The 25,011-nt window shown below is 52.9% G+C and carries 16 protein-coding genes and 1 pseudogene; 7 read left to right on the top strand and 10 right to left on the bottom strand.

Annotated elements, in window-relative coordinates; genetic code table 11:
• Window positions 1-135 precede the first annotated feature (135 nt).
• The gene (locus tag GA0061077_RS00415) at window positions 136-2,169 is read right to left on the bottom strand and encodes an ABC transporter ATP-binding protein (RefSeq protein WP_375773984.1); all 2,034 of its coding nucleotides are present in this window, start codon (window positions 2,167-2,169) and stop codon (window positions 136-138) included.
• Window positions 2,170-2,209: 40 nt separating this feature from the next.
• Window positions 2,210-4,042, bottom strand: coding sequence for an ABC transporter ATP-binding protein (locus GA0061077_RS00410; protein WP_091846984.1), 1,833 nt, complete (start codon window positions 4,040-4,042; stop codon window positions 2,210-2,212).
• A 415-nt stretch (window positions 4,043-4,457) separates the two neighbouring features.
• Here GA0061077_RS00410 and GA0061077_RS00405 point away from each other — a divergent pair, with 415 nt between their 5' ends.
• Window positions 4,458-5,726 (top strand): MFS transporter, encoded by a 1,269-nt coding sequence (locus GA0061077_RS00405; protein WP_091846983.1) that lies wholly within the window; start codon window positions 4,458-4,460, stop codon window positions 5,724-5,726.
• 269 nt (window positions 5,727-5,995) lie between these two features.
• A complete protein-coding gene (locus GA0061077_RS00400) occupies window positions 5,996-6,616 on the top strand; it encodes a TetR/AcrR family transcriptional regulator (RefSeq protein WP_091846982.1) in 621 nt (206 codons plus the stop codon).
• Window positions 6,617-6,736: 120 nt separating this feature from the next.
• Here the strand turns inward: GA0061077_RS00400 and GA0061077_RS00395 are convergent, their stop codons facing one another.
• Window positions 6,737-8,008, bottom strand: coding sequence for a glutamate-cysteine ligase family protein (locus GA0061077_RS00395; protein WP_091846981.1), 1,272 nt, complete (start codon window positions 8,006-8,008; stop codon window positions 6,737-6,739).
• 309 nt (window positions 8,009-8,317) lie between these two features.
• On the opposite strand from GA0061077_RS00395, the gene GA0061077_RS00390 reads away from it, so the two are divergent.
• Window positions 8,318-9,445 carry an oxidoreductase gene (locus GA0061077_RS00390; protein ID WP_091846980.1) on the top strand — a complete coding sequence of 376 codons (1,128 nt, stop codon included), beginning with the start codon at window positions 8,318-8,320 and terminating at the stop codon, window positions 9,443-9,445.
• 98 nt (window positions 9,446-9,543) lie between these two features.
• Here the strand turns inward: GA0061077_RS00390 and GA0061077_RS00385 are convergent, their stop codons facing one another.
• The 3 genes from GA0061077_RS00385 to nrdD form a co-directional block, all read right to left on the bottom strand.
• Complete coding sequence (locus tag GA0061077_RS00385; RefSeq protein WP_091846979.1) at window positions 9,544-14,580, bottom strand: acyl-CoA dehydratase activase-related protein; 5,037 nt, start codon at window positions 14,578-14,580, stop codon at window positions 9,544-9,546.
• Window positions 14,581-14,837: 257 nt separating this feature from the next.
• Window positions 14,838-15,572, bottom strand: a complete 735-nt coding sequence (nrdG, locus tag GA0061077_RS00380; protein WP_234696436.1) for an anaerobic ribonucleoside-triphosphate reductase activating protein — start codon at window positions 15,570-15,572, stop codon at window positions 14,838-14,840.
• 121 nt (window positions 15,573-15,693) lie between these two features.
• Window positions 15,694-18,090, bottom strand: coding sequence for an anaerobic ribonucleoside-triphosphate reductase (gene nrdD, locus GA0061077_RS00375; protein WP_091847533.1), 2,397 nt, complete (start codon window positions 18,088-18,090; stop codon window positions 15,694-15,696).
• Window positions 18,091-18,415: 325 nt separating this feature from the next.
• Here nrdD and xseA point away from each other — a divergent pair, with 325 nt between their 5' ends.
• Both xseA and GA0061077_RS00365 read left to right on the top strand, forming a co-directional pair.
• Window positions 18,416-19,741: an exodeoxyribonuclease VII large subunit gene (gene xseA / locus GA0061077_RS00370; RefSeq protein ID WP_091846977.1), complete on the top strand. Its 1,326-nt coding sequence runs from the start codon at window positions 18,416-18,418 to the stop codon at window positions 19,739-19,741.
• Between the two features lie 108 nt (window positions 19,742-19,849).
• Entirely contained in the window at window positions 19,850-20,194 is a 345-nt protein-coding gene (locus tag GA0061077_RS00365) for an exodeoxyribonuclease VII small subunit (RefSeq protein ID WP_091846976.1), read from the top strand.
• 113 nt (window positions 20,195-20,307) lie between these two features.
• Here the strand turns inward: GA0061077_RS00365 and GA0061077_RS00360 are convergent, their stop codons facing one another.
• The 4 genes from GA0061077_RS00360 to GA0061077_RS00345 all read right to left on the bottom strand — a co-directional run bounded on the left by GA0061077_RS00360 (window position 20,308) and on the right by GA0061077_RS00345 (window position 23,087).
• Complete coding sequence (locus GA0061077_RS00360; protein WP_091846975.1) at window positions 20,308-21,000, bottom strand: hypothetical protein; 693 nt, start codon at window positions 20,998-21,000, stop codon at window positions 20,308-20,310.
• Window positions 20,997-21,575 carry a hypothetical protein gene (locus GA0061077_RS00355; protein ID WP_200754430.1) on the bottom strand — a complete coding sequence of 193 codons (579 nt, stop codon included), beginning with the start codon at window positions 21,573-21,575 and terminating at the stop codon, window positions 20,997-20,999. Before GA0061077_RS00355 ends, GA0061077_RS00360 begins: the two co-directional genes overlap by 4 nt.
• A 136-nt stretch (window positions 21,576-21,711) precedes the next feature.
• Window positions 21,712-22,350, bottom strand: a complete 639-nt coding sequence (locus GA0061077_RS00350; protein WP_091846973.1) for a hypothetical protein — start codon at window positions 22,348-22,350, stop codon at window positions 21,712-21,714.
• The gene (locus GA0061077_RS00345; protein ID WP_091846972.1) at window positions 22,347-23,087 is read right to left on the bottom strand and encodes an ABC transporter ATP-binding protein; all 741 of its coding nucleotides are present in this window, start codon (window positions 23,085-23,087) and stop codon (window positions 22,347-22,349) included. The genes GA0061077_RS00350 and GA0061077_RS00345 overlap by 4 nt, the downstream gene beginning before the upstream one ends.
• Window positions 23,088-23,943: 856 nt before the next feature.
• On the opposite strand from GA0061077_RS00345, the gene GA0061077_RS00340 reads away from it, so the two are divergent.
• Entirely contained in the window at window positions 23,944-24,207 is a 264-nt protein-coding gene (locus GA0061077_RS00340) for a hypothetical protein (RefSeq protein WP_091846971.1), read from the top strand.
• Between the two features lie 18 nt (window positions 24,208-24,225).
• Window positions 24,226-24,920, top strand: a pseudogene (locus tag GA0061077_RS00335) (NAD(P)(+) transhydrogenase (Re/Si-specific) subunit beta).
• The last annotated feature ends 91 nt before the right edge of the window (window positions 24,921-25,011 follow it).

Raw genomic sequence — 25,011 nt, 5'->3', positions numbered from 1 at the left:
TTTTATCACTGAAAGCCGATTTGTCCATAGATAATCCAGACCATCGGTTAAGCGGAAAACTCCATGACAAAACGATGCCCCGCCGCAGTCTTTGCGACCACGGCGGGGCATCGTCAGACCTGAAGCAGTGTCCAGTTACTCCAGCTCGAGCTTACCTGTGTAAAGCTGGTAATACTCGCCACGCTGGGCAATAAGCTCGTCATGCGTGCCTCGCTCGATGATACGACCATGATCAAGCACCATGATGATATCCGAGTTGCGTACGGTGGAAAGCCTGTGCGCAATAACAAAGACCGTCCGACCCTTCATCAGCGCATCCATGCCTTCTTCGACGACTTCCTCGGTACGGGTGTCGATCGAGCTTGTCGCCTCATCAAGAATCATGGCAGGCGGATCGGCCACGGCCGCACGCGCAATAGAAATCAGCTGGCGCTGACCTTGTGAAAGACCGGAACCGTCACCTTCGAGCACCGTGTTGTAACCTTCTGGCAACATGCGAATAAAGGCATCGGCGTTGGTTCGCTTGGCGGCCGCAATGCATTCCTCATCGGTGGCATCAAGATTGCCGTACCGGATGTTTTCCAGCACGGTACCGGTAAAGAGATTGACATCCTGAAGCACAATGCCCAACGAACGACGCAAATCGTCCTTCCTGATGTTCTTCACATCGATGCCGTCATAGAGAATCTGGCCTTCCTGCACATCGTAGAAGCGGTTGATCAGATTCGTAATCGTCGTCTTTCCTGCTCCAGTAGCACCGACCAGTGCCATCTTCTGCCCCGGTTTGGCGAACCATGTGATGTCATGCAACACCGTTTTGTCGGGATTGTAGCCGAACGAGACATTGGTGAATCGCACATCGCCGCAAAGCAGGGTCAAACGTCCGTCTGGCGAGGTGATGGCTTGCTCACGAGCCTTCATAGCAACCTCGCGCGCAGAGCCCTTGAGCTTCTTGGCGGCCTCAAGCGAACGCATGCCGTCATCGTCAGCAGCGCGCTTCCATGCCCAATGACCAGTAGGATGGTCGGTTTCGGTCATCGTGCGACCGTCCGGCCCCAGTTCCACACTCACCAAACGCACGGATCCGTCATCGACTTCCGCCTGTTCGTCAATGAGATTGAAGATCCGGGCAGCACCGGCAAGCGCCATCATTATCATGTTGATCTGCGAGGAGATCTGACTGATGGGATTGATCAGCGCCTTGGAAAGCGTCAGGAACGAAACGATCGCCCCCAAAGAAAGGGTGTTGACTCCGGCAAGGCCGAAATTGAACCATCCGTTAATGCCGGCAACACCGCCAATGATGGCCAGCAGCACATAAAGCACGTTGCCCATGTTGCCGATGACCGGCATGGTGATGTTCGCGTAGAAGTTCGCCTTCGCGGAAGCCCGGAACAGCTCCTCGTTCTTTTCGTCAAACGTCGACTGGGTAGCATCCTCGTGGTTGAAGACTTTGATGACTTTCTGCCCATTGACTGCCTCCTCAACGAATGCGTTGACGTCACCGATTGTCTGCTGCTGACGAACGAAATACCGTCCGGAACGGCTGACGATCACGCGGACCAGAAGCATCATCAACACGACGAACACAACCGTGAATATCGTGAACGGCACGGAAAGCCACATCATCGCAAAAAGCGCCGCAACCACGGACGCACCGGAAATCAGGAGCTGGGGCAGCGCCTGCGAAACCATCTGACGCAGGGTGTCCGTGTCGTTGGTATAGCGGCTCATCATGTCGCCGTGCTCATGGGTGTCGAAATAACGAATCGGAAGGCACTGCTGGTGCGCAAACATCTCGTCGCGCACCGTCTTGAGAACACCCTGCTCGATGTTGACGACCATGTAGTTCCACATGAACGAGCAGACCATACCAACCGCGTAAATCAGCCCGACAACAATGGTCATGTGAATCAGCGGTCCCCAATCCGGGGTTTCGGCATGGATGAACGGCATGATGCAGTTGTCAATCAACGGTTGCAACACGAAAGACGGCAGGGACTGCGTGCATGCACATACAAGAATGCCGATGATGACGACAATGCACTGCCAGCGATAACGGAAGATATATCTCATCAGCCGTTTGGCGGTGCCTTTCGGCGCTTTCTGCGGTCCAGGAACACCGGATCTCCGGTTTTGTGCCAAGTCCTCACTTTTGTTCGCGTTCATATCAAACTGCTGGTGCCCTTTGTTTTTGGTCTCTTTCTGCTTACTCATCGTCGTCATCCCCCTTGCCCTGGCTCTTAGTCTGGGATTCGTAAATCGAACGGTATTCGTCGCAAGTCTGCAAGAGCTGCTCATGAGAGCCATGGTCGAGAACGCGACCCTCATCCATAACGATGATCTCATCGGAATCCTGCACGGAAGCAAGACGCTGCGCGATGATGATCTTGGTGGTATCGGGAATCTCGGTGGCGAAAGCAGCGCGAATCAGCTTGTCCGTCTTGGTATCGACGGCGCTGGTAGAATCGTCAAGAATCAGGATCTTCGGCTTCTTCAAGAGTGCGCGAGCAATGCACAGACGCTGACGCTGTCCGCCGGAGACGTTGGATCCACCCTCCTCGATATAGGTGTCGTAGCCCTTCGGGAATTCACGAATGAACCCGTCCGCTTGGGCAAGTTTGCACACGCGTTCCACGTCCTCATCCGTTGCGTCCGGATTGCCCCAACGAATATTCTCGGAGATGGTGCCCGCGAACAACACGTTCTTCTGCAGCACCATGGCCACGGCGTCACGCAAAGCGACCAGATCATAGTCACGCACGTTATGACCGCCGACTTCAAGCGACCCAGAACTGACATCATAAAGACGAGGGATAAGCTGCACCAGGCTTGATTTGGACGCTCCCGTACCACCGACGACGCCGACGGTTTTGCCAGAGGCGATCTTAAGGTTGATGTCTTCGAGCACCGGGCGCTCAGACCCTTCGGAGTAGCGGAAGGTGACATCATTGAACACAATCGAGCCATCGGGCACATCATCTATCGGATCTTTGCAGTCACGCACGGTGCTCACCTCGTTAAGCACCTGACAGATACGCTCAGCATCGGCACGGGAGATGACAACCATAACAATAATCATGGAAACCATATTCAGAGACATGAGAATCTGCATGGCATAGGTGACCAATGCGGTCAGATCACCGGTGGTCAGGCCAAGCGCAGGATTGTTATGCGAACCCACGATCTGCTTGGTGGCCATCCACGAGATGATGAGCATCGCGCCGTAGATGCAGGTGTTCAAGATAGGCCAGTTGAAAGCCAGAACATGTTCGGCCTTGCAGTAAAGGTCATAGATTTGTTGCGAAACCCGAGCGAATTTTCGGTTCTCATGATCTGCACGGTTGTAAGACTTCACCACGCGAATGCCCTGCAGGTTCTCGTCAACGATGTTGTTCAGATGATCGTAGGTATGGAAGACCTTTTCAAAGACGGGGTGCACCGAAAGCGCGAGCGCCGTGAGCCCTGCCCCGAGAATCGGAATGATAATAAGGAACACCAGCGAGATGGAATGGCTGATTCTGAACGAGAAAATCCAAGCAATGACAACCATCATCGGAGCGCGTACCGCCACACGGATGATGATTTGGTACGCGAACTGCACGTTAGTCACATCAGTGGTGAGCCTGGTGATGATCGAACCGGTGGAGAAACGGTCGATGTTCGTAAAGCTGAACGATTGGACCTTCTCGAAGAGATCGTGACGTAAGTTCTTGGCGAAACCTGAAGAAGCAATAGCCGCATACCGTCCGGACATAAAGCCGGCGAACAGTGAAACCACGGCGCAACCGAGCAGGATAAGGCCGAACTTCCAAATTGCCGACATCGACCCACCAGCAACACCTTGGTCAATCAACTGCGCCATGATGGTCGGGATAAGAATTTCGAGCACACTCTCGACCATCACGAACAACGGAGACAACAAACTCTCACGTTTATATTCACGAAGACTATGCAGCAACGTTCGTATCAGATGTTTCGGGCGCGTCTGATTCGCTGTCTCTATCCGAGTATCTTGGGGAGCATCAAGTGCCTTGCCCATTCATCCCTCATTTCCTATTTATTCATTCTGACGAAATAGCCGCTTCTTACCCACGATTTTTCATCCCGCCTTATGTCAGGAAGCCGCATCCGAATAAGGACGCGCCAACCGGTCAGACGAGGGACTGCTGAAGCCGACAAACAATATGTAACGCTATTACCCACCAAATACAAATCACAATCCGAAAACACCCCGAACATCAAGGAAAATGTTATTACCTCAAGACACCCCGCAACCGTTTTAGCTAAAAGATGATTTTAGATATACGTACTTGCGCTTTGTTGCTTTTCCACGGAACAAGTCACCGAATCTCAGCGGTTTTTACCAAGCCGGTTCAAATAACTGATTATTCTGCTAAAATAGCTTACCGACCGTACGGTAACCATGAAGTTACCAACATTCAAGGAGGAAATGCATGGATGCATCAATTTCGCCAACGCCGGCACACCTAGCCCCCGACACAAAGAAACCTCTCGAAAACAAGTTCCGCTTCGCCACGGGATTTGCACTGGTTTCAATTCTCTGGACAATCCCCTTCTGCATGGGTTCGGGCGTGCTCCTGCCACAGGTACTTTCAGGCATCAAGGGAATCTCCGCAGAGAACGCGCTGGGTACGATGAACGCGGTCAGTGCAATCTTTGCCCTGCTTGCGAACATTATTTTCGGTACGCTCTCAGATATTTCCAAGTTCAAGATCGGCAAACGAACCCCTTGGATCGTCGTCGGTGGCATCATTGGCGCTGCAGGCTACCTCTTGACCTCCCATTCAACTTCGCTGCTCTGGATGGTCATCGGCTGGTGCATAGTACAGATTGGGATCAACTGCCTGATCGCACCCGCCGTCGCAGTGCTTTCCGACCGTATTCCCGAAGACGTGCGGGGCACGTTCTCAGCACTCTACGGCGCCGGTCAGATCGTCGGCATGCAGATCGGCAACTTCATCGGCACCTTCTTCCTAACCAAGCTCAACACCGGTATGATCGTCGGCGCATGCTTCTTCCTGTTCTCCGGCATCATCACCGTATTGGTCTGGCCCCGCGAACAATCAGCGGAGAACAACACCAAAGCCGTTTCACTAAAGGACATCCTCCAGTCGTTCGTTCCCCCGACCAAAAACTGCCGCGATTTCTACCTCGCACTCTTCGGTCGCCTTGCCTTCGTCATCGGTAGCTACATGATCTCCGGCTACCTGATGCTCATCCTCCAGCGCTATGTCGGTCTGGACGTGACGGACGCCGGAAATGCCATGAAGCTCATGTCGGTTATCACCCTGGTGACCACCATCCTCGCCTCGGTGCTTTCCGGTCCACTTTCTGATTTCCTCCATCGTCGTAAGTTCATCGTGGCACTCAGCTGCATCATTATTGCCGTTGGCATGATTGCCCTGTGGCTCATGCCGACAACGGTTGGTGTCTACATCTACGCAGCTCTCGCCGGACTCGGCAACGGTTGCTACATGTCCGTCGATCAGGCCCTGAACGTCGATGTGCTGCCCACCCCGGAAGAAGCAGGCAAGGATCTCGGCATCCTGAACCTCTCCAACACCATCGGTCAGGCGCTCGCCCCGGTATTCACCACGATGTTCATCGACTTCTCCGGTGGCTATAAGGGCGTCTTCCCGGTCGCAGCAGCCTTCATGCTCATCGGCACTATCTTCATCATGATGATCCGCAAGGTGAAATAGCCATATAGCATAAGCCACGCGGACTCTTACCGGGTGTACTTTACGAAACTCAGAGCCCCACCATCAGTTGACAATGGTGGGGCTCTGTGACATCAATGAACAACCTGCCAAGACAGCACCGATCAAGAACTGGCAATCCGCGCAGAAAACCAGTGCGTAATGCGGAGAAACCCTATGAAGCCTCGCACAGTCTACCTTGAGAGGCAAAATCGCATCTTATAGAGCAATACAAAACCTCCCTAATTTGTTCAGAAAGAGTTCATCACAAGATGCCTCATCTATCCCGACAGTCCTCATCATCGGACTCAACAGTCAACCCCACGCGTGAAGACAGCCGTTCCGCAATTCTCAACGCAGCCGTCAACTCATTCGGAGAACGTGGATATTACGGCACATCACTACAAAAAATCGCCAATACCGTGGGCATGACCAAGGCTGGTATCTTACACCACATAGGCAGCAAAGAAGGTTTGCTTGACATCGGGCTCAACGAAATTTATGACGACGGAACCGATACAGTCATCAACCATTACACCCAAGTTGAACGCCCTCTCATCGCTCAGATGTGGAGAGAAGTGGTAGCAATCAACGCGCAACGTCCTGAACAGGTGCATATGTTCTCCACACTGGACGCCGAATCAATCGACCCCAAACATCCAGCACATGACTACTTCAGAGACCGGGATCAGCACACCATTGACGTCGCTTTGCAAACTAAATGGGTCGTTCCCGAAGGCATCAATATCGAGCATTTGATCCAGGCGGGATTCAGCATGATGGACGGCATCCAGCTGCGCTGGTTGCGCTGTCCGGAGCGCAACCTCAACGACATGTGGGCAGAGTGCGAATCGGAGTTGATGCCGATGCCGTTATGGGAAGGATACCGGTAACACCACTTCGTCGAACAACGCAAGCAGCTACAACACCAAAACATCCGGTCTCTCATGCGTAGCGGCGCGCCTCAAAACACCCAAAACCAGTGCACCGGTATACATAATCGCCGAATCGCGTTACCGCTGAAAAACGTCAGGATGAACGGGATCACCCGGGATGTTCGGACGGGTATCACTAAGACCTAGTTCGGATTGCCACTGCTCCATCGAACGGCCGAACGGGCGAGCGCCCATGCCGCGTGCCTGCAAATCGGCTTTCGCCAGTTCCACATCAGTTATGTTCAGACCTTCGGCAAATGACTTCCATCGAGCAAAATTGTCATCCTCATAAAAGATGGACTTCACGGTTTCAGCCAAAAGTTCGGCCCGCTCAATAGGTAGCGAGTCCCAATGCCGCAGTTCCACGAAATTCTTCAGCCTTACATCATTGAAATGTGTAGACAGCAGATGCGAGACCTCGTAGTCGTTAAGCTCACGATCGGGATAGATATCGGCGGCATTTCGCTCGAATGCAGGGAATTCCTGCTCGTCCTCGCTCAGACCTTTCGCTTCCGGTGTATGCGTCAGGTCGACAAACATCATGGGCGTTGACAGCACATCACGCGCGTAATCTTCCCAACCAAACCGCCGATCGAACAACCCAGGAGTAATGCCGGTGCGCTGCGCGTCGGTCTTGTCCCAAATATATTGGCGCAACAACGGGTAAGGGTTGCGTTCACCCTCGAAATACGGCGAGTTGCGGAAAAAGAGGGAAATGATGGGCCCCAACGCAGTCCCCACTCGCATCTTGGCGATGGCATCCGCTTCGCCGTCGTAGTCGATACTCACCTGTGTAGAAGCTGAGGCTCGCATCATGCAAGGTCCGTACGAACCAACATGCCCCAGATACTCATCCATCACCGCATAGCGCCGCTTGGGATTAAGCGTGATATCAGCAAAGCCAGTGACCGGCTGGTAACCGTAATTGACAAGACGGAAGCCGAGCTCATCGAGAATCGGGGCGACTTCATTCCTGAATTGACCATAGACATCAAGCAATTCCTCGGGCGTATGCAGCACACCGATCGATGTTTCGAACTGACCCCCAGGCTCAAGTGACAAGCTGATTCCCGAACGGGAAAGGCCGAGCAGATGGCCGTCCTCAACGAACTCTTTATCGGTGTCATAGTATGGGCGAAGCCGTTCCAACAGCGTTTCTACACCGTCAGGTTCCGCGTAACTCACGGCCCGATCGCTGCCATTTCGGACCGGAAGATGCTCGATTTCAACACCGTAGCCGTCGTCCTTTTCCGGCTTGGCACCAGACTGGAAAAACCTCAGTAAACTGGCCAGATGCTTGTCGTTGACTTTTGCGCCAAGATGCGCATAACTCACCCTTGGAGGATTCATACTCCCATCGTAAGCACCTGGGCCGCATTTTTCGAACAATTACGCAAGTTGCGCACTTACTTGCACCATCCGTTATCGGCCATAAACACGGTACCTCATAAGTCGCAAAACCCGAGAAATAGGGATTGAAACAAAATACGCTACCGTTGGATAGATAGCGTTAGACAGCAGATAATTAGAAAGAAATTCCAAAATGCTATCGATGAGAATACAGCCGAACAGTTCAAAAACGAAAGACTGACGGCTGGTTTACCATATTGAAAAGCAACGAATCAATCGTCTAATCACACGGATCAAAGGGGCACCGCTATGACCACGGACAATCACAGCACACTGTTTTCACCGTTAACGATTGCCAGCCCTGACGGCACTGGACTAACGCTGCGCAACCGGACCATTCTTTCACCCATGTGCCAGTACGCCGTCGACCAGCAGGACGGTGTAGCGACAGACTGGCATTTGCAACACTACGGAGCCATGGCCGCGGGCGGGTTCGGAATGCTGACCGTTGAGTCGACCGGCGTGTGCCCGGTCGGCAGAATCTCGCCACGCGACCTGGGGATGTACACCGACGAACAGACCGCATCCCATCGTCACCTGGTTTCATTCATCCATGCGCAAGGTGCGGCCGCGGCGATTCAGCTCAATCATGCCGGCGGTCGGGGCTCAGGGCGACCCTGGCTTCCAGGCCTGCACACCGGATCCGCCTCAAAAGAAGACGGCGGTTGGCACACGGTCGGCATGACCAGCGAGTCGGTCATGGAAGGCTACGAACCGACAATGGCGTTGGACAACGCCGGAATCAAACAAATCGTAGCCTCTTTTGCACAAGCGGCACAACGAGCGGATGCAGCAGGCTACGATGCCGTACAGATTCATGCAGCTCATGGCTACCTCCTTCACGAATCACTTTCTCCGCTCGTCAATACGCGCACGGATGAATACGGCGGAAGCACGGAAAACCGTTCCCGTTTTATTTGCGAAGTGGTCGATGCGGTACGTGCCGTCTGGCCAGACTCAAAACCGCTCGGCATCCGCATTTCGGCGACGGATTGGGTGGAAGACGGACTTAATATCGCCACCACCTCAAGCCTGATGCGCAATTTGGTCGACAACCATGGAGTCACTTGGGTGGACGTATCCTCCGGCGGTCTGGCCAATACCCCGTTGCAACCCTCGGGACCAGGGTTTCATGCCATACTCGGAGCGCAGATGAAAGAAGCTTTGGCCGGCAACAATGCAACAGTAAGCGTGGTCGGCGGTGTTTCAAGTCCTGAACAGGCGGAAACGATGCTGCGCACACATCAAGTCGATGCGGTTTCCATCGGACGGGCCGCCATGCGCAATCCACACTGGCCGGCAATGGCAGCTGGGAAACTTGGCGTTGCGAAAGAGAACATTCCAGCTGCACCGCAATACTGGCGCGCCCAGTGGTAAGAACTTAAACGAAAACGGGTGATGTCCACAAAGACCATCACCCGTTTTCTGCTGAACCACCGGATCTCCGAAAAATACGGGAAACTCAATTCCCTGGCTCAATCGGCCTTTTCCAGCTTCTCCTGCTCGTTTTTCTTAGCCGCGGCAATCATCAGCTTAATGCGGTTGAGCTGATTGGCGGCGGAAGCACCTGGGTCGTAATCAATGGACACGATATTCGCCTCGGGATACAGCCTGCGAATCTTGCCGAACATGCCACGTCCAGTGACGTGGTTGGGCAAACATGCAAAGGGTTGAGCACACACCACATTCGGACAGCCCGACTTGATGAGTTCGAGAATCTCTCCCGTAAGCAACCAACCCTCACCGGCCTGCACACCGATAGAGGTGACAGTGGAGGCCAAATCCACCAGTTCAGGCATTGGGGTGTCCTGGCTGAATTTGCCGTGCGCGAGGTCAATAGCGCTGCGCAACGGGTTCATGACCCTGTCAAGAGCCCAGCGCATGAACGCGTAAACTTTCTGATTGCCACCCTTGCCGATATTTTCCTTATTCCAGTCGGAGATATAAGGGTTAGTCGTCATGAATTCCATGATGCCGGGTACCACGGCCTCACAGCCTTGTTCCTCAATCTGCTCGACCAGATGGTTGTTGGCATCCGGATGGTATTTCACAAGAATTTCACCGACGACACCGATACGCGGCTTGCGCGGAATATCACGCAACGGCAATGCATCGAAACTTTTGACGATCTCTCGCAGCAGCGTCCGATACGGCAGATAGCCCTTGCCTATTTCCTGCTTGGCGATAGCCGAATAACCGTGATGCTCGATGGTCTCACGCACGATCTTGTCCCACATCTCGTAGAGTTGGTTGGCGCTGCCCTTCACCGACTCATAGGGACGAACACGATAGTGACACTTCATCAGCAAATCACCGATAACCAACGCTTTAACCGCACGCCACAGCAAAGCCGGAGTCACCGTGAAGCCCGGGTTGTCTTCAATGCCTTGCGTCGAAATCGCTATAACCGGCACCTGCGGGTACCCCGCATCGATGAGAGCCTTACGAATCAAACCGTAATAGTTGGTTGCTCGGCACATGCCACCGGTCTGGGTAATTGCGAGGCATACCTTGTCCGGATCATATTTGCCCTTGATGATCGAATCAACAAGCTGACCGACGACCATGATGGCTGGGTAGCAGGCATCATTATTGACATATTTGAGCCCGGTTTCAACATCCTGATGGTCGGCCATCTTAAGGACATCAAAATGATAGCCACCGGACCGAATCACCGCTTCAACCAAACTCATATGCACAGGACTCATCTGTGGAGCAACAATGGTATAATCCTTACGCATCTCCTTCTGGAAACGCACTTTATGGGCATAATCGGAAAGGGTACCCTTGCCCGGCTTCTTCTCGTCGCCCGCTTTTCCGACATGATCGACGGATGCGGATGCCGAGTCATCAGCACCATTGCTCGCATTCAATTCACCGTTGGCACGACGTGAGGCATCCTTCATCGATTGCGTCAACTTCGGGTTCGCCTTCATTACGCTATCCAAAAGTGCCTGGCGTCCAGGAGTGGGTGCCTCGGAGCCGGTCTTGCGGAATTCACCCCGTTTGAGCCCTGCAGCTTCATCGTTTCGACCCGAGCCTTCAACAGACGCTCCCCCATCCTCAATCGGTACGGCGTCAGCATTTTGTTTAGCGTTTTCGGCTGTTTTCTGCGCAGCTTCGAGAGCGGCCTGAGCAACAGCCAATTGTGCCTTGGCTTCTTCAAGTTTGCTTTCGGCATCCTTCAACTCAGCTTCACGCTTCGCAGCAGCCTGCTTGCGGGCCTTTTCCTGAGCCGCGGAATGCGCAGCGGATTCCATATCACCCTCGTTCTGTCCGTTGGCAACCACCGGTACATCGGATTCGACATCGGCAACAATCCGCTTGAGCTTGCGCTTGTTCGCCTCACGCTCTTCGACCGCAGCCTTGAGCGAGCGCAAACGAATCTTTGCCGCACCAAGGTTGCTGACTTCATCAATCTTGAGAAGCGTATACACATCAGCCTTTTCTGCCAAGATTTCAGATACCTGGTCGGTAGTGATGGCATCGATACCGCAACCGAAGGAGTTGAGCTGCACCAATTCAAGCCCCGGATAGGACGCAACAAAATTGGCTGCCGCATAAAGCCTCGAATGGTAGGCCCACTGATTGGCGACGCGCAAGGGCATATGAACAACCTTACGATCCCCCACCTCACGGAATCCACCTTCATTCTTGGCCCTTGGGTCCTTTTCATCGTTGGGTAGGAAATCGGTCAAATGTAGTTTCTCGCCAGGCTGCAGTTCGCAGATTGAATCCTCGGAAAGGACCACCATTCCCAGTGAGCAAATCGTTTCCGGAATACCGTGGTTGATTTCCGGATCCACGTGATAGGGGCGTCCTGCGAGGACAATGCCTCGGCTGTGGTGCTCCTTCATATAGGCCAGCGCACGCAATCCCTCCTGCTGGACATCGTGTTTGAAAATCTTGTCCTCTGCATAAGCGGCCTTGACGGCCCCCTCTGCCTCTTCCCTAGTAACATTGGCCCAGCCGAATTCATCGACGATTCGTTGCACCATCAGCTCGTGGTCGGCCAGATTGAAGTAGGGTCGCATATAGCGAATGCCCGGTTCGCGCAACTCGGCCATGTTGGCTTCAATTACCACCGGGTAATTGGCGACAATCGGACAATTGTAATGGTTGTCAGTGTCGTCTTCCACAAGGTTCTCTTCGTAGGAAACGCAAGGATAGAAAATGGTTTTTACACCGTGGTCAAGCAACCATTCGATGTGTCCGTGCACCAGCTTCGCCGGATAACAGATGTTTTCCGAAGCGATGGATTCGATGCCGGACTCGAAAAGTTCATGGCTTGATCGGCCAGAAATACGGACTTTGAAACCAAGTTCGGTCAACAGAGTAAACCAGAACGGATAGTTCTCGTACATATTCAGCGCGCGCGGAATGCCGATTTCACCTCGGTAGGCTTTCTTATCGGTAAGCCTGCGGTAAGCGAATGCACGCTTGTACTTGTAGTCATAGAGATTCGGACGTTCGCTACGTTCAGCCTTAGCATCGGCGCCACGTTCACAGCGGTTACCGGTAACGTAGCGCGAACCATCTTGGAAGGTCGTGATCGTCAGTTTGCAACGATTTTGGCATCGTTTGCACACGTCGCGTGAAGAAGTCATCGACAGATTGTCGAGTTCCTCCCCCTCGATAATGGCAGAACGCGTGTGCCCTGCTGTTTCATCCACTTCGTAGGCATCCTCGTAGTGCATACGGGCGGTAAGGGCCGCACCGTATGCGCCCATAAGACCAGCAATGTTCGGACGGGTCACTTCTTTTCCGGTCAACAGTTCGAAAGCGCGCAACACAGCATCATTGAGGAATGTTCCACCCTGCACTTCGATGGTGTCGCCCAGCTGACCGGCATCGCGTAACTTAATGACCTTGTACAGGGCGTTACGCACCACGGAATAGCAAAGACCGGCAGCAATGTTCTCAACAGATGCACCCTCTTTTTGGGCCTGCTTAACCGATGAGTTCATGAACACGGTGCATCGCGAACCCAAGTCAACAGGATGATCCGAATTCAACGCAGCCTGGGTAAATTCCTCGATGGTCAGACCCATGGAACGAGCGAATGTCTGCAGGAATGAGCCGCAACCGGACGAACATGCCTCATTGACGGAAATCGAATCGATTACACCGTCGTTGATGGCGAGATATTTCATGTCCTGCCCGCCTATATCGATAACGGCGGTAACGCCGGGGCTCACCATCTCTGCTCCACGATAATGCGCCATGGTTTCCACCACACCCTCATCGAGGTGCAAACCGGTGGTGATCAGGCCTTCGCCATAGCCTGTGGCGCAGCTTCGGGCAATCCACGCATCTTCCGGCAATTCGCGCTCAATCTTGCGCACGATTTCGATGGCCGCGTCCAGCGGACTTCCATCGTTTGTGGCATAAGACGACCATACAATCTCACGATCATCGTTGATCAACGTTGCCTTGATTGTGGTCGACCCTGCGTCGATACCGAAGAAATGGGGACCCTTTGCCCCTTCAAGAGTTCCGACCTTGATATGTTCCCGATGATGGCGCTCATCAAACTCGCGTCGATCCTGCGGATTGGGGAACAACGGCGGCAGCGTAGCAGCATCCACCGGCTTGTTCTTCAAGGTGTCCAAGTCGTCGATAATCTCCTCACAGGTACGTGCTTGGAAGTGCTGTTCGGAATCGAGCTCATCGTCATCACCGCACATCAACGCCGATCCATAAGCCACATAAAGGTGGGCATCTTCGGGAACAATGAATTGTTCGACTTTACCTTCAAGAACACGGGCAAACGCCGCACGAAGCTCGGAGAGGAAAAAAAGCGGCCCTCCGAGAAAAATGACGTTGCCGCGAACGGAACGGCCGGACGCAAGGCCGGCTATGGTCTGCGTGGCGACGGCCGAGAAAATGGAAGCGGCCAAATCGGGTTTATCGGCACCATCGTTGATCAGCGGTTGCAAATCAGACTTGGCGAATACGCCGCAGCGTGAAGCAATTGGATAAAGAACCTTGTAATCCTTGGCCATCTCGTTGAGTCCGGAGGCGTCAGTGTCAAGAAGGGTGGCCATCTGGTCGATAAATGCACCTGTGCCACCTGCGCATGAACCGTTCATGCGCTGCTCAGGACTCGGCTTCAAATACGTGATTTTCGCATCCTCACCACCGAGCTCGATGATGACGTCAGCTGTCGGGTACGCTGCATCGATGGCTTTGGTTTCGGCTATGACTTCCTGAATGAACGGTACACGCATGTCGTCAGCCAGGCTAAGACCACCAGAACCGGTAATGGCGAGATGAATCGGCCTGCCGCCACACCCCTCCTGATCAAGCTGCGCCTTAACATCTTGCAACAGTCCAACTACGGTAGCGCGCACATTGGCATGATGCCGACGATAATCCGAGAAAATCGCATCTTTCAAATCATTGCTGTCATCAAGCACCACGGCTTTAACCGTGGTTGACCCGATATCCAAACCAACACGCAGAGGCGCAACACCACGCTTCCTGACCTTGGTATCCATCCCGTCAGCCATGCCTGAATCCTTATCATCTCTCCGCACACATCGTTGTATGCGATGCAACGCTGTGAGCTTACACACATTTACTTGACAAGGTTAGTAGGCATGCAGCCCAGTTTCTGTTATTATGAATCCAAATTCAGCTCACAGAAGCAAGCATTGTGACGTATATCTCTTGACAAAACCAATAAAACATGCAAGACGCTTTTGCCGCCTTTTCTTGCAAGGCCATGGTTGCGTCTCAAAGCACAACATTTCTCTTTCAGCAACGCTCAGCTGGCGGCCCCTTCGCCAAAGGATCGGTCTTTGCCATAAATCTCCGGGATAAAACGATGCTGATCATGCAATTTCGGCCAGATTACAGCCTCCCCCGCTTCGAAGGAAGCATGTACATCCAGAATGCGCTGGTTACTTGAGCCACGGAACTGCAGCAACGAATCGTGGAGATTTTTCATATATCGACCATCAACCAAAACGTCGATGTACCGCAACAATTCGATTTTGTCCGAACTTTCGCCAAAGCGCATCAATTCTTCCCAGGTATACCCAGTCCAGGACCAAATGTCTTTATCATGGCCGAACTCCTCGCGAATACGCTGAGAAAGTTTGAGCAACACACCGGTATTCAGCAACGGCTCACCGCCAAGATAGGTAACCCCCTGTATCACATCCTGCGACAAATCCCTGATGATCCTGTCTTCAAGTTCCTGCGTATACGGTTGCCCCGCGCGGAAATCCCAAATGGATTCATTGAAACATTCGACGCAATGGAACGGGCAACCGGACACATAGATCGAGCAACGGATACCCTCACCATCGGTCATCACCATGCTTTTGTAATCGGCAATCATGCCGTGGCTCAGCCGTTCGCTCGTCCATTGCCCAGCTTTGGGGTTATTAGCATAAGTCGTAGGAATCCAAGGGCCGCGATTCTGCTCATCTGCCGCAAAATCATGGAGTCTACCACCTGCGAGCTTGCCCATTGTTACCTCTTTTCGTTTCGTCATTCCCTATTCAAACGACATACGACAAATACATAGGAACTTGTTTAGACAGGTCCATCCGAACTAAAACAAAGGCGGCCACCAATCGATGAACCGCCCCTGCTACCGCCCTACATACAAAGAACTACTTTGCCTCTTCATACCATTGACGCTCGGCGCCATCCTTGAGCACGACATGGCCGGTTTCACCACTCATATGCTTCACACGATGCGTGATTTCCTCGTGCCGACCATGAACCATGGGACGCTGTACCGGGTTACCAAGGTAGCCGCAGGTACGCTTGGTGACATTGCACTGATCCGGGTCGGAATTCCCGCACTCGGGGCACTTGAAGCCTTCTTCTGTGGGCGCGAAGTCACCCTCGAAACCGCAGAGATAGCAACGGTCAATCGGGGTATTGGTGCCAAGGTATCCGATACCGATGTTATGCGCATAATCCCACACGGCCTCGAGCGCCTTTGGGTTGGAACGCATGGTCGGGAACTCGCAATAGTTGATGAACCCGCCCGAAGCATAGTACGGGAAGTCCTTCTCGTAGTTGAGCTTCTCCATCGGTGTTGGCGAAAGCCATACCGGGTAGTGGAAAGAGTTCGTATAGAAGTCATGGTCGGTAACGCCAGGCACATCGCCGAACTTGTCATGATCCATGCGGTTGAAACGATCGGTAAGCGACTCAGCCGGTGTGGAATAGACCGAATAGTGATAGCCCTCTTCCTTAGACCACTGAACGCACAAATCGTGCATCCTCTTGACGATGGAAAGCGCAAATTCCTTGCCTTCGTCGTCCCAGCTGTGGTCGGTCATCCAATCCTTGCCATAGAAGACACTTGTAGCCTCGTACAAGCCGATATAACCGAGCGAAATCGTCGCACGATCATGGTTGAACAGCTGATCGACGCTGTCATTGGTGGACAAACGTCCGAAAGCGCCATAACGATAAAGCGTGGGAGCATTGACCGGCTTGGCCTGTTTGCAACGCATGATGCGGAACTGCAAAGCCTCGTGGGCAACCTTCAGACGCTCTTCGAAAAGCTTCCAGAAGCGATCCTTGTCACCGTGCGACTCCAACGCAATACGGGGAACGTTGAGAGTAACCACACCAAGGTTCATGCGCCCCTCTTCCTCATCCTGACCGGTCTCGGGATTGACCCAGCTGGACAGGAAGGAACGGCAACCCATCGGAGCCTTAAAGGAACCGGTGATCTTGACGATGTTCTCGTAGAAAAGAATGTCGGGATACATGCGCTTGGATGAGCATTCGAGTGCAAGCTGCTTCAAATCATAGTTCGGGTCATTCGGTTCGGAGTTAACGCCATGCTTGACTGCGTACGTAAGCTTCGGGAAGATCGCAGTGTGGTGGTCGCGGCCGAGACCGAGGATACGCACCAGGAAGATGCATCGGGTGATCTCGCGAGAAAACCACGAGGTGCCCAGTCCGAAACCGACGGTGACAAACGGGGTCTGACCGTTGGAAACTCGGTTGGAGTTAATCTGGTATTCCATCGTCTGCATGGCATCGTAGATGGCCTTACGCGTCATAATCTTCGCGTAAATCTCACGAATCTGCTCAAGCCTGGAAACGTTCTCATGGAACGGCGTATCCTGAGGCAGAGGCTCACGATCCGCATCAAAGTGAAGGGACTTGGGCTCGTCTGCCTTGAGACCATCAACGATTTCCTGCGCCACGTCTTCGGACATGGAATCCGGAATCATGGTACGGGCCTGATCAAGGAACTTGCGATAGTCCTTGCGCGCATACTCATCAAGCATCTCATCAGCACGATTGACGGTCTGTCCGCCATACTGGTCTCCGGCGATATCCTTGATAATCTGAGTAATCTGCGTAGCCGCGGTGCCGATCGACTTTGGAGTGTCCATCATCGCATTGCCCAGCTCGAAACCATTGTGAAGCATATCGGCAAAGTTCGGCAGGCTGCAATTGGTTTCAGCGGTGAACGGCGAGTAATCAGCGTCGTGGAAGTGAATATCACCCTTCATGTGTGCGTTGGATACACGCGGGGGCAGCATGGAGAACGCAGATGCCTTGGAGACCGCGCCGGCCAATAGATCACGCTGTGTGGCATACACGTTGGAATCCTTGTTGGCGTTCTCACGAACCAGCGCCTCATCCTTGTTGACAAGACGTTCAACGGCCGCATTGATGTCGGTGGCCTTCGCACGCTCAATGTCTTTGTTCAGGCGGTAACTGGTATAGGTGCGAGCCACATCATAAAGGTGGTTCTCAACCAGGCCGTGCTCGACGAGATTCTGAATGTCTTCAATCTTGGCAGGACCGCTGTATCGTTCCTTAATATCGCCTTCGATGCCATCCACAAGATCACGAATCATGCGTTCTTCCTCAGGGCCGACTTTCTTGTCGAGATCCTTAAAGGCCGACTTGACCGCGGCGACAATATTCACTGGGTCAAAATCGACGATACGGCCGTCACGCTTCTCTACCAACACGGTCTTTACGCCCGCGCCCTGCGTTGTCAGCTCATCTAGAACCTGATCCTGCATCACAATCCCTTCCTCAGAACTTACTTGACCCCAATTGGTACAACGAGTGAAGCAAACCACAAGCATATAAACCATTGTGTCTTTCATCACTATACGACGTCCCAAATACTAGATATAGGGCAATCACTCGTCGTTTCATCCCAGATATAGTAACAATGGCAGAATATAGCGAAAATCACAACCCAAAAAATTTCAAGGACCAAACCTTCGGTGTGTCGCAAACAACCAGACACGAAATCTGTCCACCCGTTCACACAGACGATGAAACTTATCAAAAACAACAACCGAATAAACGCTTGTCCTTCATAGAGAGGATTGTGGAACCATGGCGTTCAATACAAGATATGGCGATACCCTATCCGAAGGGTCCATAGGATCCGGAGCTGGCGGAACCTCACTGGATCAGGGACCCAGACCGCTCGATCAGCTGCCCAGACTGGCACGCGACACCACTGCGGAAAACCCCTGGCCGGTGAGCATAGTGAGCCAGAAATACCATGAAGCGGTCCAACGCTGGCCGGGCTCATGGATCGAGGGGCAAATCGTCGAAATCAACATGCGGCGCGCAACCTCCGGCTACATCACCCTGCGCGACAATTTCGAGGATATCTCCATTTCAGTGATGGGATTCCGCAATTTCGTCGCCTTGGCCTCGAACTTCCATCAGGGCGACCGAGTTGTGATTCACGGCAAGCCCGATATCTGGATCAAAGCCACACGACTGAGCTTCGTCGCCGACGATATCCGACGTATCGGCGCAGGAGACCTAAAAGCTCAAATCGATGAGCTGCGCAAAAAACTCAAGGGCGAAGGCCTGTTCGATCAGGAAAACAAGGTCGAATTGCCGGAATTCCCCAAGTGCATCGGGCTGATCTGCGCACCGCAGGCCCGCGCGGAAGGCGATGTCATCACCAACGTCAACCTGCGCTGGCCAGCAGTGGAATTCAAGGTCGTGCATGCACATGTGCAAGGCGCCCAATGTCCACAGGAAATCGTCGCCGCTATCAAGAAACTTGATGCCGACCCGCAGGTCGATGTCATTATCGTCGCCCGAGGCGGCGGCAGCTTCGAAGACCTTATCGGCTTTTCGGACGAAGGCGTGGTACGTGCAACGGCCGCCTGCCAGACACCGATTGTTTCGGCGGTGGGTCATGAAGACGACTGGACGCTGATCGATTTGGCAGCGGATTTGCGTGCATCTACCCCCACCGACGCCGCGAAGAAAGTGGTGCCGGACGTGCATGAACAGTGGCAACTCATCGCCAATGCCCGCTCCCAAATGGATATGCGCATCAACGCCCGCATCGACAACGAAATTCGTGTCATTGAGGGGTATGCGAGCCGTCCAAGCCTCACCCATCCACAGACCATGCTTGAACCACATCAACGGTTCCTCGATGAATCGAGACAACGGATGGAGTTGGGACTCACTCGACTTGTGGACGATGCCAGCCTCACCGTGGAAAGACTGGATGCCAGCCTCACCGCCCTGAGTCCACAGTCCACGCTCGATCGCGGCTATGCCGTGGTCCAAGCGGCGAACGGACACGTCCTCGACGATGCTTCGTCGGTCTCCCCCGGCGACATGCTCACCCTTACGTTGAAGCACGGGGAAGTGGTCGCGGAGGCTACAGCAGCAACTCCCGAATAACTACGCAGCTCATCGCATCATCGACGTGGCCTAGTTGCGTTGATGACGGACACCCACCCCAACTATCATTGACATCAGAACAGCACATTGAGGAACAAAGGACCTGACATGGCAGCAAGAACCAAGAATGCGGAAGAGAACAAGACGGACGAGTCAAAACCGGCAAACGCTGGACAGGCTTCGACTCCAGCCTCGAGCCTCAGCGACAAAGAGCGCGATCAGATCGCCAACATGCCTTACGAAGAGGCTCGTGACAATCTCATTAAGGCAGTGCAAGCGTTGGAGGCAGGCGGTCTGAGTCTCGACCAGTCGATGCACCAGTGGGAGGTCGGCGAGGCGCTCGCCAGAAGAGCTCAAAGCCTGCTCAACGAAGTTCGCGCAAAACTGGAGAACGCCGAAGCTGAGCAACAATCAACTGCCGCCACAGCAGGCACACAGTCAAACCTCGAATAACGGTCTGCAATTAGGCCACGTATTCACCCGCCTCAAACGGAAATCCGGACCGTTCAAGACGGGTGTTCGATGTCTGACAGGGAATCGCTTCCATACTGAAGTGTTTTTCTTCACTATCTGTATTTGTCAGCAAGCGGAGCGCCGGCATCGGTCAGATACCAAACCGTCAGGCTTGCAGCGAGAAGTGCAATGACCACGACGACAGCTACAACGGCGTGACTAGGGTCTTGAATAAAGCCACCCTGCAGATTGTCATTGTTTGGCCAGATGGCCTGAACAAGGATTACAGCGATGAGGGTGATGAACGAGGACACCGTACCAATGAGCTTGCCTGCGAGTGCGGTGACCGTGATGGCAATGACCATGTACATCATGATAGAAATGAAACAATAAACCGGAAGAGTCGAAGAGACGGCTTCAGTAAAGCGTTGCCCGTCTGCAATATAATCCTTATGGCAAGGAACCATGCCGATAGGAATAACGGTGAACAATTGATACCAGAAGAACGGTATCGTAGCTGAAACCAGTGCGACAATGGCAGCAGCAACAACATTGCAAAAACGCACTTTCCGTGTGGCAAGCCTGTCAATCAGCGGAATTCTGGGCGCAATGCAGGCCAACGCCAACGTCCCTGCAATCTGGCCAATGACAATCGTCATAATCAGGTAGGTCGGCATTCCCTGTCCCGTGAGATAGAAGGGCACGCGAAGATACCAGTACCGAAGGCTCAGCACTAACTCAGCCACCAGAAGGAAGATTGCAGGAACAAGAAAACGTCCTTTTGCATAATAAACAAGGGTTTTCACGGTAGAGCATCCTCTTTCATGGTGCAGGAACTGGCCTCCGCCCAATGCGCCTTGAGCCAGGAAGTGAATTCTTTGTCGCTCATGGACTGGAACCCGGCACCCGGTTCTAAATGTCCTGAAAAGAGGCGCGTGTCATCTTCCATCGTGGTTTCGCTCTTGCCACTGACTCGACTGTCAAGCTCCGCCAAGACTATATCGCTCCCGTTGCCGTCGCGCTGCTCCTGTAGGCATTGCCTACCAGTAAACAGAATCTGTGAATCAAGGTTATGGACAACCTGTTCTGTATCGATATTGCCTGAACCGTCAAAAACTATTGTAAACACCGTGCGCCCTTGTCCCGGTGCCAAATCCCCCGGAACATACTCGGCATAGGTTGCATTTTGCGTACCAGTAAGCATTACCGCCTTGTCGATCAAAGGTTCGATTTGCGCACGGACCGAAACATCTGCCGGATGCAGACACAGCTTAGCCCCAGATGACGTCACATCACATGCATAGTCGTAGGCTTCTGGACTGACAAGATTGCGCGGAAAAACGATGGATACCACAAGAACGATGACCAAAGCGAAGGCCATCATCCATGATGATACATCGTTCCTTGAATGGCGGCCCTGCAATTTCCCCAAGGTTACTCGGATAACGAGCATAGAAAGAAGACAATAAAAGACGATTCTCGCGACATGAACCCGCCACCCTATCTTCATTCCTAGGTCAGGACTTTGACTGCCCCAAATCGGCGCAAACAACAGCGACGAGTGTCCGGTGTTCGTCAGCGCATATTCGTTGACACAGTACAACACTATGACCGAAAGCAGCAGTATCATAGGGACTACCAACGCCCCCCCAACGCCCGTGAAGCACAACAGCCAAAGCCATGCCGAAGACAACTAGGAAACACAACACCGTCCAGGTATCTGGCAGAGCCCACCAATCCGCCCCCTTCCAAGTAGCTTTGAAAGAAAGACCGATGACTACAGGAATCAGCCCAATGGTATATCCAACAATAACGGCGAACATGAGTCTGAACCCGTGTTGCAGCCAGATGCGATCGGCCCCGCGTGAAGCTGCACGACCGACCACCACATTCGTATCGGAAAATCTGCGACCCAGCAAGAACGATGCCCCACCAATGACCAAGGAAGGCAGCAGGACTCCTTCACGACAGACCGCAGCGAACGACGACCAGCGAACAACGGAACCTGAAAGAGAACCAAATCCTGCAATAAACGCGCCAAGACCACACAACAAACCGGTTCCCACCAACAACAGCGCGGAAGGATAACGGCTCATCAGAAACCATGCAGGGTCGGATTGTCGACCAGAGTCCGACATGATGCCATCTTTGCTCATCCGGATACCACCTGTTGAAAAGCACGATCGATTGCCGCAGCACGGTCAGTCTGATCTGGACTCATAGATGCCAAATCATCAGCAGTACCATCAAAGGCCAAACGACCTTGATCGACGATGAGTACATGGTCAGCAAGTCGTGCAATATCCTCAACCAAATGCGTACTCACTAACACTGTGCTGCTGTGACCAAGCCTGCCAATCAAATCTCGCAGAGCTGCACGCTGCAACGGATCCACACCAACGGTCGGCTCATCCAATAACAGTAAATCAGGCCGATGTGCCGTCGCGCACGCGATACCCAACCGCTGCCGCTGTCCACCAGAAAGCGTACGTGCACGACGATTCCGCAAATCTGACAAATCCACCGTTTTTAATGCTTCTACAGCGACACGATGAACGTCACTTTCGCTGACGCCATGCGACCACGCCGCATATTCCACATTTGCAAGCAACGTGGAAAATCCCATCACATCAAATGCCTGCGGCAGATAGCCGAGGTGATGCCGCGCCTCTGTACGCTCGGAGGTCTTCGACACGTCTTTGCCGCTTATCCTAATCGACCCCGACGAAGGTTTGCATAACGTGGCCAACAACCGCATCAACGTACTCTTACCAGCGCCGTTCACACCCAATAATCCCGTCACTCCACAGGTCAAATCGAATGAAACTCCGGACAATGCCACGATTTCCCCGTAACGAAATCCTACGTTTTTGCATTGGACTATACCAACCATTACTCCTCCGTTCAAAGCTTTCGCGTCTGCCGAAAAAATGAATTATGGCAGACACGAAAGCTAAGATACAAGTCAAAACAAATAGAACATCACACTCGACCAGACTGCATCTTCGCACCAGTAGACGAATAAGTTTCAGTATAATATCTATGCCCAGCAGTGGCTCGAACCGAACCACTCCTCATCCCATTTCCACTCGGAATAGCCTGATCCCAGAAAATTTGATCTGGGCTGAATCGAATGTCACGCTTGGCCAGGACATGTGTATTAAGCACCGTTCGCGCACCCCAACCTTCCTCCATAGAAATATACATTTGACGAATTGCGACTGGCATCAGCTACAAGACGACAAGTACCAAAAGTATTGACTGTGGATTCTTCCACCGTAGATGCCACAGCCGCAGCCGGAAGGCTGGCAAATAAACCAAAAGATAAGACACCGGCAGCTATCACTGGCCATACTTTATTATTTTGAAACCTCGTGACGAACCCTTCCTTGATTAGCGAAGTTTTTCAGAATCTATCATATTGTAATTCTTACGACATGTTGACCATCTTTCAAAACTTTCAACCGGAACAGACTAAACGAACATCTTCCATTTCATCAGCTCTTGCGATTATTGATACAACCCCATTCTTAGTATCTGTCTCGAAGTCATACGGATCATTCTGCAGAGAAATTTCCCTACTTAAACACAACAATCTGTTCAACAACGCCCATCATTCGTGGTAAAGCACAAAATACGGCTACAATCAATATTCTTGACATCAGTTATCAGAGCAAAAGACAACCGTGAAGTTGTATGCAATCCCGAGAAGAAGATGTCGTCATTAGACTAAAGCGGAAACAACAGTAATTATTGGAACACCCAAGGAGATTTCTCCCGGTGAACAACTGGTGGCGGTAACGCCGAAAACCGCTGTTCAACTTGGGAAACTGGGATACAAGGTGATGCCGGAAACCGGGACCTGCAAGCAGACCGGATTCCTCGACGACAATTATCAGCAGGCTGGGGCGACGATCGGCGACGCGACCGAGGTGTGGAATGCCGACATCGTAGCAAGCGTCAACGCACCGACGAGCGAGCAGATCTCACTGATGAAACCAGGGCCATACTGATTTGCAGCATCGGGATTTATGCTCGACAATAATCTGCTGATTATCACCGGATCGCCGAGCGGTGCTTCCGGCGCCATCCTGTCCTACCTGATGCGCAAGGCCATGAACCGCAAGTTCATGTCCGTCATCTTCGGCGGTTTCAGCGATGAGCCTGCCAAGGGAGGTGCGGGAAAGAAATCACCGGCGAAGTGCATGAAACCAGCTCGGCTGACGTGGCAGAAATGCTCAAAAACACCAACTCTGTCATTATCGCCCCCGGTTATGGCATGGCCGCGGCCAATGCGCAGCAGGCTGTCGCAAGTCTGGTCGAAAAGCTGCGAGCGCAGGGTATCGAAGTTCGCTTTGCCGTTCACCCAGTGGCCGGCCGCCTGCCCGGACATATGAACGTCCTGCCCGCTGAAGCCAAAATCCCCTATGACATCGTCATGGAAATGGACGAAATCAACGACGACTTACCGAACACCGACGTCGTATTGATTATCGGAGCAAACGATACCGTCAACCCGGCAGCGGCCAAAGATCCGAACTCCCCCATCGCCGGCATGCCGGTGTTGCACGTCTGGAAGACCAAGCAGGTCGTGGTGCTGAAACGTTCGATGAGAGCAGGTTACGCCGGGGCGCAAAACCCGCTGTTCTTCAACGCAACACCTCCATGTTGTTCGGAGACGCAAAGGGTAGCGTGGGGGCCATCTCCGAAGCCATATAGGCAGTAACTATCAGAAGATGCAGTTGGGGCCTGTCCGATGAATGGTGCTGACAGGCCCCAACTACTATTCGTAAACCGCCAACTCGTATCATTGGCCT

Source organism: Bifidobacterium commune, assembly GCF_900094885.1.
Lineage (GTDB): Bacteria > Actinomycetota > Actinomycetes > Actinomycetales > Bifidobacteriaceae > Bifidobacterium > Bifidobacterium commune.
Note: the sequence above shows the minus strand (reverse complement) of the source record. Positions and strands in the feature narration are given on the sequence as shown.

Coding starts and splice junctions, on each gene's coding strand:
- GA0061077_RS00350 (WP_091846973.1), bottom strand. CDS start 22,350: ATGAGCAAAGATGGCATCATGTCGGACTCTGGTCGACAATCCGACCCT.
- nrdG (WP_234696436.1), bottom strand. CDS start 15,572: ATGACGAAACGAAAAGAGGTAACAATGGGCAAGCTCGCAGGTGGTAGA.
- GA0061077_RS00415 (WP_375773984.1), bottom strand. CDS start 2,169: ATGAACGCGAACAAAAGTGAGGACTTGGCACAAAACCGGAGATCCGGT.
- GA0061077_RS00405 (WP_091846983.1), top strand. CDS start 4,458: ATGGATGCATCAATTTCGCCAACGCCGGCACACCTAGCCCCCGACACA.
- GA0061077_RS00410 (WP_091846984.1), bottom strand. CDS start 4,042: ATGGGCAAGGCACTTGATGCTCCCCAAGATACTCGGATAGAGACAGCG.
- GA0061077_RS00355 (WP_200754430.1), bottom strand. CDS start 21,575: ATGGCCTTCGCTTTGGTCATCGTTCTTGTGGTATCCATCGTTTTTCCG.
- GA0061077_RS00345 (WP_091846972.1), bottom strand. CDS start 23,087: ATGGTTGGTATAGTCCAATGCAAAAACGTAGGATTTCGTTACGGGGAA.
- nrdD (WP_091847533.1), bottom strand. CDS start 18,090: ATGCAGGATCAGGTTCTAGATGAGCTGACAACGCAGGGCGCGGGCGTA.
- GA0061077_RS00400 (WP_091846982.1), top strand. CDS start 5,996: ATGCCTCATCTATCCCGACAGTCCTCATCATCGGACTCAACAGTCAAC.
- GA0061077_RS00395 (WP_091846981.1), bottom strand. CDS start 8,008: ATGAATCCTCCAAGGGTGAGTTATGCGCATCTTGGCGCAAAAGTCAAC.
- GA0061077_RS00390 (WP_091846980.1), top strand. CDS start 8,318: ATGACCACGGACAATCACAGCACACTGTTTTCACCGTTAACGATTGCC.
- GA0061077_RS00385 (WP_091846979.1), bottom strand. CDS start 14,580: ATGGCTGACGGGATGGATACCAAGGTCAGGAAGCGTGGTGTTGCGCCT.
- GA0061077_RS00365 (WP_091846976.1), top strand. CDS start 19,850: ATGGCAGCAAGAACCAAGAATGCGGAAGAGAACAAGACGGACGAGTCA.
- xseA (WP_091846977.1), top strand. CDS start 18,416: ATGGCGTTCAATACAAGATATGGCGATACCCTATCCGAAGGGTCCATA.